Genomic DNA, 14,249 nt, shown 5'->3' on the forward strand with positions numbered 1-14,249 from the left:
TTTTAACTAGTAGAGATGCAGCGAAAAAGGGGACTGGTGTTGATGAAGTGGCTGAATGTAAGAAAAAAACTGTTGGGGATCTCTGCGATCCTGCTGCTCGTTCCGAGCTTAATCGTCGGGGGAATTTCGTATTACACAGCGAATGAAAGTTTAAATGACTCCGGTGAGCAAACGATTGAAAACGCCGTGACGATGGCGCTGCAATTGATCGATGCGATGAACGAGAGGGTGGAAGCAGGCGAGCTGGAGCTTGAAGAAGCGCAGGAACAGGTAAAAGTGTATCTGCTCGGAGAAATGAATGAAGACGGCGAACGTCCGATCAATGATGAGATTGACCTGGGCGAAAACGGTTATTTTGTCATTTATGACGAAGAGGGAACAGAGGTGGCGCACCCGACGTTGGAAGGCGAGAATATGTGGGACGCGCAGGATACGGACGGCCAGTATCTTGTCCAGGATCAAATCGAAGCTGCCCAAGCCGGCGGCGGGTTTACGACGTATTCATGGGAATTCCCCGGCGACACGGACCGGGTCGGGGAAAAAATTATGTACAACGACATCGACCCTCATTGGGACTGGGTGGTAACGGCCGGGTCGTATATGGAGGATTACAACGAGGCTTCCAATAACATTCTTTGGGTGATTTTTTGGACGCTCGCCGGTTCGTTGCTGATCGGGACCGTTGTGATTGTCCTGTTTTCCAATCACATTTCCCGGCCGATCCAAGCCGTCAATCAGCAGCTGCAGTCAATGAGCGAAAACGATTTGCGGCTGGACGATCTCCCGGAAGACCGGGGTGATGAGTTCGGCCAGCTGGCGGCAAATATGAATACGATGAAAGCTAACATGCGGGAGATGATTATGCGGATCGTTGATTTTTCCGGCTCGCTCGCGTCGTCATCCGAAGAGTTGTCAGCCAGTTCAGAAGAGACGACAAAAGCGACCGAACAGGTGACTGAATCGATACAAACGATTTCCGAGAATGCATCGGATCAGGCAGAGAAAGCCAACGGCATGCAAGAAGATGTCTTGGATGTATCAGAAGAAATCGCCTATATTCAAAAGAACATGTCCGGTGTCGATAAGGCGATCGAAGAAACGAGCGGGCGGATTGAAGAAGGAAAAGGGAAACTGGCAGAATCATCGGCGAAAATTCATACGATTCAGGATAAAACAGCAACGGTCTCCGAGTCGATCAATCAGCTTGGCGAGAAGTCAGCGGAAATTGAAGGCATTTTGAAACTGATCACCGATATTTCGGAGCAGACGAATTTACTCGCATTAAATGCGGCGATCGAAGCTGCCCGCGCCGGTGAACACGGCAAAGGCTTTGCCGTTGTAGCTGATGAAGTGCGCAAACTCGCAGAACAGTCAAATCACAGCGCCTCAAACATCCGTCAGCTCGTCAGTGACATTCAAGGTGATATTCGAGCGGCGATCGATGTGATGGAAGAAAACAAGGCGGAAGTTGACGAAGGGCAGCGCTCGATTGAGCAAACAGGCGCGGCCTTTGACGAAATCGGTTCATCTAAAGAACAGATTGTCGATTTATCCGGGAAAGTATCTGAACATATTCAAGCTGCCAACGGCAAGACCGGAAAGGTCGTTGAAGCGGTGATGGCAACCGTTCAATCGGTTGAGTCATCGTCGAATGAAGTCGCAACCGTCGCTTCCAGCTCTGAAGAACAAACGGCCTCGATGGAGGAAGTTTCCTCGGCATCGGCGTCGCTCGCGCAAATTGCCGAAGAATTAAACGAGATTGTTTCGTCCTTTTACTTGGATAAAAACAACAAGCAGGATGAAAGAGACACAAAATAGACAGAAAATTCATCGCAGCGATTTTTGCCGTTGTGTTACGATAAAAGAAACAACATCATAAATCGGCCTGATATAAATGAGAAAGCCATAAAAACCGGAACGAACTCGTTCTGTCGTTTTTATGGCTTTTTTTGATTGTTTAGATGAAACAGACAGAAAGGGGAATGCGTGATGACAGCTCGATTTGAAACGGATGTCGTCATTATCGGCGGCGGAGTGACCGGCGCCGGTGTCGTACGGGATTTGACGTTGCGCGGTGTTCGCGCAATTTTAGTTGAGCAGCAAGATGTCGTGCACGGCACGTCTTCGAGAAACCACGGCCTGCTCCATTCCGGCGGACGCTATGCGGTCCGTGATGAGAATGCAGCGATTGAGAGCTACCGGGAGAATTTGATATTAAAAGAGACCGTTCCGGGATCGATTGAACAAACCGGCGGCCTGTTTGTCAAAGTTCCGGGAGATGATGACGATTATGTCCGCCAATGGCTGAAAAGCTGCGAAAAAGTCGGCATTCCGACAGAAGAAGTGTCTGTTAAACAGGCGCTGAAAGAAGAGCCTTACTTGAATCGGGATGCCGAAGCGGTCTTTCGTGTCCCCGACGGTGCGGTCGATCCGTTTACGCTGACGGCGGATGTGATTGCCGATGCGGCGGACCGCGGCGGCGGTCTGCTTCGATATCACGAAGTGACGAGCATTTCCCGGCAAAACGGCCAAGTCGAATCTGTCACCGTTCAAGACCGGTTTACCGGCGAACTGAAACAGATCGAAACGTCAATCGTTATTAATGCGGCCGGTCCGTGGGCAGCACACGTGGCCCGGATGGCCGATGTTCCGATGGAGTTGATCAACAATAAAGGTACACTGACTGTGTTGAATCAGCGTATCAACCGGCAAGTGATTAACCGTCTGCGGATGCCGGGCGATGCGGATATATTTGTTCCGGCTCACAATGTGACGATTTTTGGTACCACAGGAGTGAACGTCGATCGGCCGGATGATACCTCGCTAGATCGCGATGAAATACGTGAAATGATTCAAGAGGGCGCAGCGCTCGTCCCCGAAGTCGAGAACATCCGGATGATACGGGCGTTCAGCGGAAGCCGGCCGCTGTATCAGGAAAAAGCGGACAGCGATGCAAGCGGACGCGGAGTGACACGGGGCATGGCACTTTTAGATCATGAAAAACGGGACGGCCTCGGCGGTTTTATTACGATAAGCGGCGGCAAGCTGACGACGTTTCGCTATATGGCGGAAAAGACAGCCGATCTCGCGGCAGAAAAACTCGGTGTTCAGGCGGGGTGTACGACCGATCGCGAACCAGTGCCGCACCGTGTAACCGATCGCGATTTTTCTAAATGGGATCTCTCCCCGGCAGCGCAAAAAAAGGTCCAATACTGGGCTGGAACAAATGTTGAGCGACTGGAAAAATCATTGCATGAATCCGTCAATGCCAGTGAGGTAATTTGTGAATGCGAACAAGTGACTTGGGCGGAATTAGAGGCGGCTTTTCCTGAAGACCGGCCGTTTCACCTGGGGGATTTACGGCGGAGAACACGGCTTGGCATGGGGACGTGCCAAGGGACGTTTTGTCATCAGCGTGCAGCAGCATTAGCCGTCGAAAACGGTTATGCAACCAATCAAGAAGCTGAAGCGGCGCTTGTGAACGCGCTTGAGACGCGTAAAAAAGGGATGACACCGCTCGGAGATGAACAAACACGGCGGCAGACAGAAATGATGGATGCGATTTACTGCGTGTCGCTTGGAATGCAGAAGGAGGGGGAGTCGAATGTATAATACGGCTGTGATCGGCCAAGGGCTGACGGGGCTCTTTGCTGCGATCTTATCTGCAGAAAAAGGCGGCAAAACGGCGGTAATATCCAATGGAGCGGGCAAATGGCTGCAGTCCAGCGGATTGTTTGATTTCACGCCCGGTTTCGCGGGGGACTACGACAGTTGGAGCAAGCAGTTTGGCCCGGCGGGCAGCGACCCGAAAAAAGCGGTTGATGCGTTTTTACAGCTGACGAAAGAAGTCGGCTATCCTTATGCCGGCTCATTCGAACAGACCGTTTCGGTTGTCACCGGTTCCGGCCATCTCAAACAGACGCAGCTCTACCCGCCGACAATGCGCCCGATACCTGATAAAGGAAACTTCCTAGTTGTCGGTTTTGAAGAAGTGATCGATTTCCAACCGGCGCAGGCAGCCGGCAATTTGCAGCGCGAATGTCCGGGCTGCAATGTATCTGAACTGAAAGTCTCGCTGGGCGAACGCTCGTCGCGTGGAATGTCGCAGACGGATGCCGCCCGTTTGCTCGATCGAAACGGCGTTCGTCAAGCCGTGATCGCCTCGCTGAAAGCGGCATTAAAAGACCGGGACGCTGAAGCGCCGGATGTCGTTGTTTTCCCTGCTTTACTCGGGATGAAAAACTGGGCAGAAGCTGTCAACGATTTCGAAGAAGCGTTCGGTTGCGCTGTTACAGAAGCGCCGGGACTGCCGCCGAATGCGGGCGCGCTCAGGCTTTATCAGCTCTTGAAAAAACGGGCGGTCCGCCTTGGCGTCCGCTTTTATGAGAATACCGCTGTGAACGGGGCAAAGATACAAGGGAACCGTGTCGGATCGTTAGGGATCGAGCAAGGCGTGCGCCGGCAAAACTTGCAGGCCGAACATTTTATTGCTGCAACCGGGGGGATTCTCGGCTCGGGATTAATCGATACACTCGACGGCTTCGAAGAAACGGCGCTGCAGCTCGAGGTTGATGCGAACGGAACGATCATCGAGGTGCCGGAAAATCTTTACCCTGTCGGAGCAGCGGCGGGAATCGATAAAACGCGCTGCGGCATCACGGGCGGAATCTATTCGCTTGTTTCCGGATACGATGCCGTCGATCAAATCACGGCAAAACGAAAGGGCGGTGATTCTCGTGCACTTACAGGGGCTTAATGATCTTGATTACAATTCGTGTTTAAAGTGCAATGCCTGTACCGTGAGCTGTCCTGTCTCGAATGTGACCCTCGATTTCGGCGGCCCGAAACATTTGGGGCCCGAACTGGCGAGATTGACCGAGCAGCAAGAACCGATCGATGATAAGCGAATTGAATTGTGCACGCTTTGCGGCACTTGTGACGCCGTTTGTCCGGAAGGCGTGCCCGTATCCTCGCTTACCGCGAATGTAAAGGCGCTTCACGCAGAAGAAAACGGCACGAAATTCCGAGATTTCGTCCTCAGCCACGCGGAGTACGTCGGGAAAATTGCCTCAGCATTTGCCCCGGCAACGAACTTGACGATGAAAATTAAGCCGGCAAGAAAAGTGATGCAATGGGTAATGGGGATGCACGCCGACCGGCAGTTTCCTGTGTACCGCTTTAATAACTTCAAAAGACGATATACGAAAAAAACAGCGGAAACGAAACGGAAAGTCGCGTATTTTACCGGCTGCTATGCGACGTACAATCAACCGGATATCGGCGACGCATTTGTGAACGTCATGAAACACAACGGGATTGACGTTGCGGTTCCGAAGCAAAAATGCTGCGGCGTGCCGATGTTTGCCAACGGCAGAATGAAAGAAGGAAAGAAAAATGCCGCGTACAATGTGGACAGTTTACTCGCGTATGTCCGTGACGGATACGATGTCGTCGTTACGTGTTCAAGCTGCAGTCTGTCGTTTAAAAAAGAATATCTTCACTATTTAAACAGCGCAGAAGCTGAAGAACTGGCGCAGCATGTTTATGATGCGAATGAGTATTTGCGTTTCTTGAAAGAAAAAGACGAACTAAATGAAGACTTCGGAGCGATCGGGCAGCGGGCCGGCTATTTTTCACCGTGCCATATGAAAGGCCAAGGAATCGGCAATCCGGCGATGGATATGCTTGAACTGATCCCCGGTTATGAGATTCGTGATTTAGCTGCCGATTGCTGCGGACAATGCGGCACATTCGGCTTTAAAGAAGAAAAATATCCCTATTCGATGAAGATGGGTGAGTCGATGAAGGAAGCTGTAAATGAGCTGGACGCTGAAATCACCGTGACTGAGTGCGGAATGTGCAAAACGCAGCTGGACCAGTTAACGGAGAAAAAGACGATGCATCCGATTGAAGTATTGGCAAAAGCTTATGAGACTGTATAATTTATAATGTTGCAAACGGGCACACCCAAAAAGCGGGTGTGCTTTTTCTGTTGTTAAACGATTTGATATGGTAAAATTCAAATTTAGTAAGTAAAGTAAGAACAGGAGCAGATAGCGATGAAATCAAGAGGAATTGTCTTTTTATTTTATATTGCCGGACTGGCGATGCTGACGTTCGGAATCAGTTTAATCATTAACGCCGGATTGGGGGCGGGGCCGTGGGATGCCCTGTTTGTCGGTTTGGCGGCAAACCTCGGTCTGACAGTCGGGAGCTGGACGTTTATTATCGGATTTATATTAATTTTGATCAACGGCGCGCTTTTAAAAGAGCGGCCTGATTTTGCCGCGTTAATTACGATGTTTTTAATCGGTATATTTATTGATTTCTGGCTGCTTATTGTTTTCGGCGGGGTAACGCTTGAAGCGTATACGGTCCGCGGTCTCGTTTTTTCACTCGGGGTTCTTTCGAGCGCTTTCGGGATTGCCAGCTACTTGCAGTCGAATTTTGCCCGCAACCCGATCGATAATGCGATGATGGTGTTTCATGAGCTGACAGGCAAGAGTCTGTCGTTTTCGAAAACCTTTTTAGAGGTCAGTATTTTGATTGTTGCCTTTTTCATCGGCGGACCGATCGGGGTCGGGACGGTGATTGTCGCTTTTGGAATCGGTCCGCTGATCCAGTTGTTCTACCGGCCGATAACAGCCTTTCGTCATCGGCTCGCAGGCGTCTAAATACGAATCGGATGTTAGAAACAAGCGCTGCTTTATTTGTGAAGCAGCGCTTGTTTATATTTCTAATCTTCTGAATAATCCGATATTCAAACGCTTACATAAATGCCGTATAGTGGAAACGGGGCATACAATAGCTGGAAAAACCGTTGCCGGTTCAGGTGTATGTATGCTTACAGGGCAGAAAATGCGGTTTTACTGAAACCGCTTTGGCTTGGCATGGACTACACATTAGCGGGAAGGTGGATGATCGGTATGATGAAAGGTGATTTATTAATTTCATCGATGATTGAGCGGGCAGAGCGTTTTTTTCCGAAAAAAGAAGTGGTTTCTCGGACGATGAACGGGATTCAGCGGTTTTCGTACAAGCAAATCGGGCAAAGGACGCGGAAATTGGCGAGCCGGCTCGACGAATTCGGAATCAGCCGCGAAGATAAGATCGGGACATTGGCGTGGAATCATCATCGGCATTTAGAGCTTTATTTTGCAGTGCCGAGCATCGGGGCCGTTGTGCATACGATCAATATCCGCCTCGCCCCGGAACATATTGTGTATATTATTAATCATGCAGAGGATGAACTGATTTTTGTCGACGAAGATGTCTTTCCGCTTATTGAAGCGACGCATCAAAATCTCCGCACGGTGAAGGCGTTTATTGTCATGACCGATAATGAACTCCCCGAGACGGCCGTGCCGAATGTTTATTCGTATGAGGATTGGATTGCTTCAGGCGATCCGGATTATCAGTTTCCGAAAGATATTGATGAAGAGGCGCCTGCCGGTATGTGTTTTACATCGGCGACGACCGGCAATCCGAAAGGAGTTTTGTACACTCACCGCTCGACGGTGCTTCACAGCATGAGTTTGGCGATGGCGGATACAGTCGGGGCGAGTGAAACGGATGTGAGTATGCCGGTCGTGCCGATGTTTCACGTAAATGCCTGGGGGATGCCGTATGTCGGGACGTGGCTCGGCTCGACGATTGTCATGCCGGGGCCGAGGTTTACACCGAAACTGCTGGCTGAATTGATTGAACAAGAGCGGGTGACGATGACAGCCGGCGTGCCGACGATTTGGCTCGGTTTGTTAAAAGAACTGGAAGAGAACAATTACGATGTCTCGAGTTTGCGGGCGGTCGTCTGCGGCGGGTCGGCAGCTCCGCTCGGAATGATTAAGACGTTTGAAAAGAAATACAACGTGCCGTTTCTCCATGCTTACGGGATGACAGAGACGAGTCCGCTCGCTACAGTTTCACGCTTGAAAAGTTATCAGCACGATCTACCGGAAGATGAGCTGTATGAAGAGCGGGCAAAACAGGGGATTCTTGTTCCGGGCCTTGATATGAAGGTCGTCGGCGCTTCCGGCGAAGTCGCTTGGGATGAAGAAGAAATGGGCGAATTGCTTCTGAGCGGACCGTGGATAGCTGATGATTATTACAAAGATGACCGCGGCGAGGAAGCTTTCATTGACGGCTGGCTTCATACCGGCGATGTGTGCACGGTTGATGAAGAAGGGGTGATCAAAATCGTCGACCGGACGAAAGATTTGATCAAAAGCGGAGGAGAATGGATTTCATCGGTTGATTTAGAAAATGCGATTATGGCGCACGAAAGTGTATTTGAAGCGTCGGTTGTCTCAATTCCGGACCCGGAATGGCAGGAGCGGCCGATTGCCTGTGTCGTTGTGCACGATGGGAAAACGGTGACAAAAGAGGAACTATTCGATTTTCTCCGCCCGCAGTTTGCGAAATGGTGGCTGCCCGATGATGTCCTCTTTATGGAAGAAATACCGAAAACGTCCGTCGGGAAATTTTTGAAGCGCGCGCTTAGAGATGAGGTGCAAAAGCATTACCAAGTTTAACGTTAAACAGAATCAGTAGCGATTGAAAAAAGCAGGCGTCCCGTGAAGGGAGCCTGCTTTTTATAACGTTGTTATTACAAAATCGGTTCGGATAGCAAACGGCCGCGGAAATCGTGACTGCGGACGGGATGGTTCTTAAATAATGAAAGCCCTGCCTCTCTTTCATCCTTGCGGTCCTTGTAACCGCGCCAGTGGAAATAAGGCATCGTATATTGTACACACAGTTTGTTAGATTGTTCGGTATCCAATTGTTCGTAAGTAACGCTGTGCCATGGTCGGCAACATTCTTAATGTACCATGTCGTTGAATGGGTGTCAAGTACATCAGCTACGAATGAGTCTGTCTGCCGCGTTCATACGCTTTTTGATCAAACGTCCAGGCATCCTCGGAAAGGTGTCCGTTTTTCGCTGGATTTCGCCGGATCAACCCGCTTTCTTCAATGTAAGCGAGGTAGCTGTGAACTGCTTCATCGCTTTCTTTATTTCGGAAAACTGCTTCATTCAGCTGTTTTGTCGTCCGTTTTTCGCCGGAAGCCAATTGACGCAAGTGGACGAGGAGCTTTACGCGTTTTTGTTGGCGCCGGTCTTCTTTATAAGCGCCGGTAAATAATTTTTTCAGCGGCTCAGCGGCAATCACGCCTATCGTGATGCCGATCACGACGAGCAGAAAATCATAAAGAATCATTGCTTGTTCTCCTTTCATTTACATCATAAGAATCGTATCACGAAAATTTGGGAATAAAAAGAAGAAGTTGCGTTGTTCTGATTGAATTTTCTTGCATTTACTGAGATACTAAAATAAACCGACAAAGTGAGGCTAAAGGTATGGGGAAAACGGCGATTTTTACTGGTTTTATCTCGTTCGCTTTACTGCTGTTTTCCTCTGCTGTCTCAGCGGCGGAGACAGTGCCGCTTGACGGGACAACCGACGAAAAAGATCTGAGTCCATACATTGAAATATTACCCGATGAAGACGGTGAGTGGACGATTGACGATGTCAGTTCGGCCGGATTTCACGATGAATTTGAACTAAACAGCGGCGGGGCACCGAGTTTTGGTTACACCGAGACCGTTTATTGGGTGCGAGTCCGACTGGAAAACCGCAGCGATTACAGCAATTGGCGGATTGAATTAGATAATCCGCCGATGGACCGGGCGGATTTTTATTCGCCGACGCTGGATGAAGCAGCTTGGAACGTCGAACGGACGGGCGATTTACGGCCGTTTCATGAACGCCCGTTTATCAACCGGCAATTCATCTTCCCGGTGGAAATACCGGAAGGCGAAGAACGGATCTTTTATCTGCGGCTTGAATCTGAAGGCGCGATGCAAATTCCCTTAACGCTTTATAATCAGCAGCGGTTTATTCAGCACACGCAAGTGGATTATCTCATTTTTGGTTTGTTTATCGGCCTCGCTGTCGTGATGGCTTTGTACAATTTGTTTATTTACTTTTCTCTGCGCGAGCGGAGCTATTTGTATTACGTTTTATTTATCGTTGCCAACATTTTCACGCTCCTCGCATTTTCCGGGCTTGCTTATCAATATTTATGGCCGGAGGCGGTCTGGTGGAACAATCGTTCGATTATCTTTTTTATGGCGACAGCGAATATTTTTGCGGTATTTTTTGCCCGCAATTTTTTAGAAGCTGAAGGCGTCGTACCGTGGGAGAAAAAAGGATTTATCGGCGCTGTCGTTGCGAATGCAGCGATTCTTGCGGTGCTTGCGTTCAGTTATCCGCTTGCCCTTGATTTAATTGTGCTCGCTTCTTTAATGACGGTCGGGATTATTATTACCTTGGCTTATAAAATGCTCCGAAGCGGATTTCGTCCAGCTCGCTTTTTCTTTGCTGCGTGGATTGTCTTTATCATCGGCGTGTTCGTTTCAGTGTTCACAGACCTTGGAGTATTGCCGTTTTCGTTCATTACAAAATACGCCTGGCAGCTGACAACAGCGGTCGAACTCGTTTTGCTCTCCTTTGCGCTCGCGGATAAAATCAACACGATTAAACAGGAAAAGAAAGAAGCGCAAGCAGAAGTTTACCGGCATCAGCAAAGGATGAATGACTTTCTGCGCAAACAAAATGAACGTCTTGAAGAAAAAGTGAACGAACGGACGGAAAAACTGTCGAAATCGAATCAAATATTAAACAAACGAAATACAGAATTGCAAAAAGCCGAACAGTTTCGCGTGGAACTGCTGACGAATATTTCCCATGAACTAGGGACGCCGATGACGTATTTGCAAAGTTACGTTCAAACGGCACGGGAAGGTATCATTGATGCGAATGATGAAAAGTTTTTAATGACGGTTGAAAGTAAAGTGAAACTGCTCGACAGGCTGATTCATGACTTGTTTGAACTCGTTAAATTGGAGTCCGGGAAAATCAGCATGATGCTGGAAACAGTTGATGTATCAGACTGGATTGATGATATTCATTGTCATTTCCGTCAGGACGTTGAAAAAGCAGGAATCCGGTTTCCAGAGCCGGTTATTGACGGTCTTATTCCTTCTGACAAAAACGTGCTCGCAACCGTTGATCGGACCCGGCTGCTGCAAGTATTTACGAATCTTTTGTATAACGCAACCAAGCATACACCGAAGGGCGGCAGTATAAGCATCGTGTTAAAAGTGGAGCAGGGACATACGGATCCCGATTTTGACGGCAAAGCCGTGATTGAAATTCGTGACACAGGTGAAGGGATCGATCCGGATTTCCTTCCGCATATTTTTGAGCGTTTTTTTCATAAAGTCGATCGAAACGCAGTAAGCAGCGGAACAGGGCTCGGTTTGGCGATCACAAAAGAAATTATCTCGTATCACCGCGGAGAAATATGGGCTGAAAGTGTTCAAGGTTCTGGAACGTCGGTCTACTTTACACTGCCGGTTATTTTTGAATGAGCAGCCGAAAAGAGGTGATATCTATGACCGGAAACAAAATTGCGATTATTGAAGATGATGAAGATATTCGTGAATTGACGGCACTTTATCTCGAAAACAAAGGCTATTCTGTTGTGGGGGAAGGACATGGTGACAAAGCTCTTGCGCTGATTCATCAAGCAGGGCCGGATCTGATCTTGCTGGATATGATGCTGCCGGGAAAAAGCGGCGAAGAACTTTGCGCTGATATCAGCGCCTCGTATGATGATATACCGATTATTATCATGAGCAGCAAACGGTCCTCAGAAGACAAAGTGCGCGGATTAAATGCCGGCGCAAACGACTACATTACAAAACCGTTCGATATGGCGGAGCTCGAAGCGCGGATTAAAGCAAATTTGCGTCGTAAAGGGGCCGGAACAGCGCAGGCAAACCATCAGCTGCGGGCGGGAGATATTGTTATTGATACTGAAAGTTTTGACGTCACCGTTGCCGGCAAACCGGTGCATCTGTACACGAAAGAACGTCAGCTGCTGATTTATTTTATGCAGCATCCCGGTCAAGTGTTCAGTGCGGAACAGCTGTATGACCGTATTTGGGGTGAAGATTATTTTGGCGATTTGAAAACCGTGTCGGTTCATATCCGCAATTTACGAAAAAAAATCGAGCACGATCCAAAAAACCCGCAGTATGTCATTACGGTCCGCGGTTTCGGCTACAAATTTTCAAAAAAATTCGAATTTGTTCAAGAAGTTTAACCTGTTTTTAACCTTGCCGTTCTATAATCGACCTATACACTTAAACTTGTCACTAAGTCCAAGTACCTCCTAATTCGAGAAAGGCAAACTCTCTGAAAAGAGACGACGCAAAGTTATGGGTCTGTCGGAGATATTCCTACGATCGCCAAACTGCCGATTAGGTATTCGATTTTAAGGAGGCAGAACGTTATGGAGGAAGTCAGACGGATTGAAGCAGAAGAAACGTGGGAAGAACTGATCGTTCAGGCGCAGGAAATCGGATTGTCGGCAGAAGAGGTACGGATCTTTTTGACAAAAAAGAAAATTGAACAACGTCGGCAGCGTGCACAAACGCCATTGCGGAATTATCAATAATTTATTGAAAAAACCTGATTAGAGATAGGGCCTCTAATCAGGTTTTTTCTGTTTGCTGCTCCGTTTCATCGCGGTCAGCTTAAAAGTTGTTTGATCGCTTTTACAGTCGGGACTTTTCCGCTTTCTTTGACTTCGCCGTCGACGACGAGCCCCGGTGTCTTAAATACTCCGTATTCCATGATTTGATCGAGTTCTTCTACTTTCACCACTTCAGCTTCAAGTCCCAGTTCTGTGACGGCTTCATTTGTTCGTTCCTCAAGCCGCTTGCATTTAGAGCACCCTGTTCCGAGAATTTCGATTTTCATCGTTCATCATCCTTTCCTCAAGTTGATAAATTAAAAGAACACGATCCCGGTAATCAATGCGGCTGTCGCTGAAATAAACGTGACGAGTGCAATATAAGTCAGCGTCTTCTTCAACCCCATAACGCGGCCGACAATAATCATGTTCGGCAGACTCATCGAAGGGCCTGCGAGCAAAAGAGCCAAGGCCGGTCCTTTAGCCATACCGAGATCGAGGAAACTTTGTACGATCGGCACTTCTGTTAAGGTGGCGAAGTACATAAACGCCCCGAAAATCGAAGCTAAAAACGTAGCTGCGAACGTATTCTCGCCGGCGGCATTGCTCATAAATGTTTCTGGGATCAAGACGGTAATCACCCCGGCAACGAAAATACCGACTACGAAAAGCGGGACGATTTTTTTGACTAGATCATACGTTTCAAGGCACCAGTCCCACAGCTCATCGCGTTCGAAAAAGAGGACAAGCTGCACGATCAAGAAGATCAAGAATGTTGCTGTTACCCACGGCAAATTCATCCCGGCTAACAGCATGACAAGAAGAGTTATAAAAAACATCACGTTTTGCCACATCGGCCGGTCGCTGCTGTCGTTGACGTGAAACATGTTACTGTTGCGGCTGTCTTCCGTTTCGCTTTTGTAAAATAACACATGCATCAACAGGCCGATCACAACGGCGAGAATGATCGCGGTAACAACACGGCTGATTCCAAGCCCAATGCCGAGAAAACTGAACGTAAACGTAATCGCCAAAATGTTAATCGCCGGTCCGGAAAACAAAAAGGTGACGGCCGGACCGATGCCGGCTCCTTTTTTCCAAATACTTGCAAACATCGGAAGAACAGAACACGAACATACGGTCAAAATCATTCCGGAGACCGACGCCATCGTAAATGCTGTCGATTTTTTCGCATTCGGTCCGAAATATTTCAACACCGCGCCTTGGGATAAAAATTGCGCAATCGCGCCGGAAATGAAAAAGACGATCGTCAGTGTGATGACACGCGGGAGCGTAAAATAATCAAGCAGAAACTGCCAGCCGGCCAGCAAAACCTCCATCATAATGAGATTCCTCCAAGCCAAACATTGACTTGTTGCCGATCTGCCTGGAGCTGGTAAATGGTATACTTCCCTTTCCGCTCTCCTTTGATCAGTCCCGCCCGTTCAAGGATCGACAAGTGGTGAGTGATCGTTGAAGGAGCGCCTTCGAAAGCATCGAGCAGTTCACACTTGCAACAGTTCCTCTGTAACAGCATGCCGAGCATTTCCAAACGCAAAGGGTCCCCGAGGGCTTTGTATATGTTTGCTGTTTCGGCTGTTTTGTCTTCGCGAAAAACAGCATGCTGCTTATACACATTTTGCAAAAGCATTTCTGCTTCTTGTTTGTTTAAAATGGTGATTGTTTCTCCCACGGAAATCCCCTTCCTT

13 protein-coding genes and 1 riboswitch are annotated in these 14,249 nt (G+C 48.6%); of the genes, 9 read left to right on the forward strand and 4 right to left on the reverse strand.

Annotated elements, in window-relative coordinates; all coding sequences use genetic code 11:
- Positions 1-42: 42 nt before the first annotated feature.
- From EDD67_RS08620 to EDD67_RS08645, 6 genes are all read left to right on the forward strand, one after another.
- Entirely contained in the window at positions 43-1,818 is a 1,776-nt protein-coding gene (locus EDD67_RS08620) for a methyl-accepting chemotaxis protein (protein ID WP_158638242.1), read from the forward strand.
- A 171-nt stretch (positions 1,819-1,989) separates the two neighbouring features.
- Entirely contained in the window at positions 1,990-3,612 is a 1,623-nt protein-coding gene (glpA, locus tag EDD67_RS08625) for an anaerobic glycerol-3-phosphate dehydrogenase subunit GlpA (protein WP_121440318.1), read from the forward strand.
- Positions 3,605-4,756, forward strand: a complete 1,152-nt coding sequence (locus EDD67_RS08630; RefSeq protein ID WP_158638243.1) for an FAD-binding protein — start codon at positions 3,605-3,607, stop codon at positions 4,754-4,756. The genes glpA and EDD67_RS08630 overlap by 8 nt, the downstream gene beginning before the upstream one ends.
- Positions 4,692-5,942 (forward strand): anaerobic glycerol-3-phosphate dehydrogenase subunit C, encoded by a 1,251-nt coding sequence (locus tag EDD67_RS08635; protein WP_121440395.1) that lies wholly within the window; start codon positions 4,692-4,694, stop codon positions 5,940-5,942. Before EDD67_RS08630 ends, EDD67_RS08635 begins: the two co-directional genes overlap by 65 nt.
- A gap of 117 nt (positions 5,943-6,059) precedes the next feature.
- Positions 6,060-6,674, forward strand: coding sequence for a YczE/YyaS/YitT family protein (locus EDD67_RS08640; RefSeq protein ID WP_121440320.1), 615 nt, complete (start codon positions 6,060-6,062; stop codon positions 6,672-6,674).
- A gap of 252 nt (positions 6,675-6,926) precedes the next feature.
- A complete protein-coding gene (locus EDD67_RS08645) occupies positions 6,927-8,531 on the forward strand; it encodes a long-chain fatty acid--CoA ligase (protein WP_121440321.1) in 1,605 nt (534 codons plus the stop codon).
- A gap of 327 nt (positions 8,532-8,858) precedes the next feature.
- Here the strand turns inward: EDD67_RS08645 and EDD67_RS08650 are convergent, their stop codons facing one another.
- Positions 8,859-9,215 carry a hypothetical protein gene (locus EDD67_RS08650; RefSeq protein WP_121440322.1) on the reverse strand — a complete coding sequence of 119 codons (357 nt, stop codon included), beginning with the start codon at positions 9,213-9,215 and terminating at the stop codon, positions 8,859-8,861.
- 140 nt (positions 9,216-9,355) lie between these two features.
- Between EDD67_RS08650 and EDD67_RS08655 the strand changes: the two genes are divergently transcribed.
- The 3 genes from EDD67_RS08655 (at position 9,356) to sinI (ending at position 12,522) form a co-directional block, all read left to right on the forward strand.
- Positions 9,356-11,431 (forward strand): sensor histidine kinase, encoded by a 2,076-nt coding sequence (locus EDD67_RS08655; RefSeq protein WP_121440323.1) that lies wholly within the window; start codon positions 9,356-9,358, stop codon positions 11,429-11,431.
- 23 nt (positions 11,432-11,454) lie between these two features.
- Complete coding sequence (locus tag EDD67_RS08660; protein ID WP_121440324.1) at positions 11,455-12,168, forward strand: winged helix-turn-helix domain-containing protein; 714 nt, start codon at positions 11,455-11,457, stop codon at positions 12,166-12,168.
- A 72-nt stretch (positions 12,169-12,240) separates the two neighbouring features.
- Positions 12,241-12,326, forward strand: a riboswitch (cyclic di-GMP riboswitch).
- Between the two features lie 31 nt (positions 12,327-12,357).
- Positions 12,358-12,522, forward strand: coding sequence for a DNA-binding anti-repressor SinI (sinI, locus tag EDD67_RS08665; RefSeq protein WP_121440325.1), 165 nt, complete (start codon positions 12,358-12,360; stop codon positions 12,520-12,522).
- A 74-nt stretch (positions 12,523-12,596) separates the two neighbouring features.
- Here the strand turns inward: sinI and EDD67_RS08670 are convergent, their stop codons facing one another.
- From EDD67_RS08670 to EDD67_RS08680, 3 genes are read right to left on the reverse strand one after another with little or no spacing between them, the layout of a single operon-like run.
- Positions 12,597-12,827 (reverse strand): thioredoxin family protein, encoded by a 231-nt coding sequence (locus tag EDD67_RS08670; protein WP_093073382.1) that lies wholly within the window; start codon positions 12,825-12,827, stop codon positions 12,597-12,599.
- A gap of 30 nt (positions 12,828-12,857) precedes the next feature.
- Complete coding sequence (locus EDD67_RS08675; protein WP_121440326.1) at positions 12,858-13,883, reverse strand: permease; 1,026 nt, start codon at positions 13,881-13,883, stop codon at positions 12,858-12,860.
- Positions 13,880-14,233 (reverse strand): ArsR/SmtB family transcription factor, encoded by a 354-nt coding sequence (locus tag EDD67_RS08680; protein ID WP_121440327.1) that lies wholly within the window; start codon positions 14,231-14,233, stop codon positions 13,880-13,882. The genes EDD67_RS08675 and EDD67_RS08680 overlap by 4 nt, the downstream gene beginning before the upstream one ends.
- Positions 14,234-14,249: the final 16 nt, after the last annotated feature.

It is taken from the genome of Salisediminibacterium halotolerans, from assembly GCF_003814815.1.
Lineage (GTDB): Bacteria > Bacillota > Bacilli > Bacillales > Salisediminibacteriaceae > Salisediminibacterium > Salisediminibacterium halotolerans.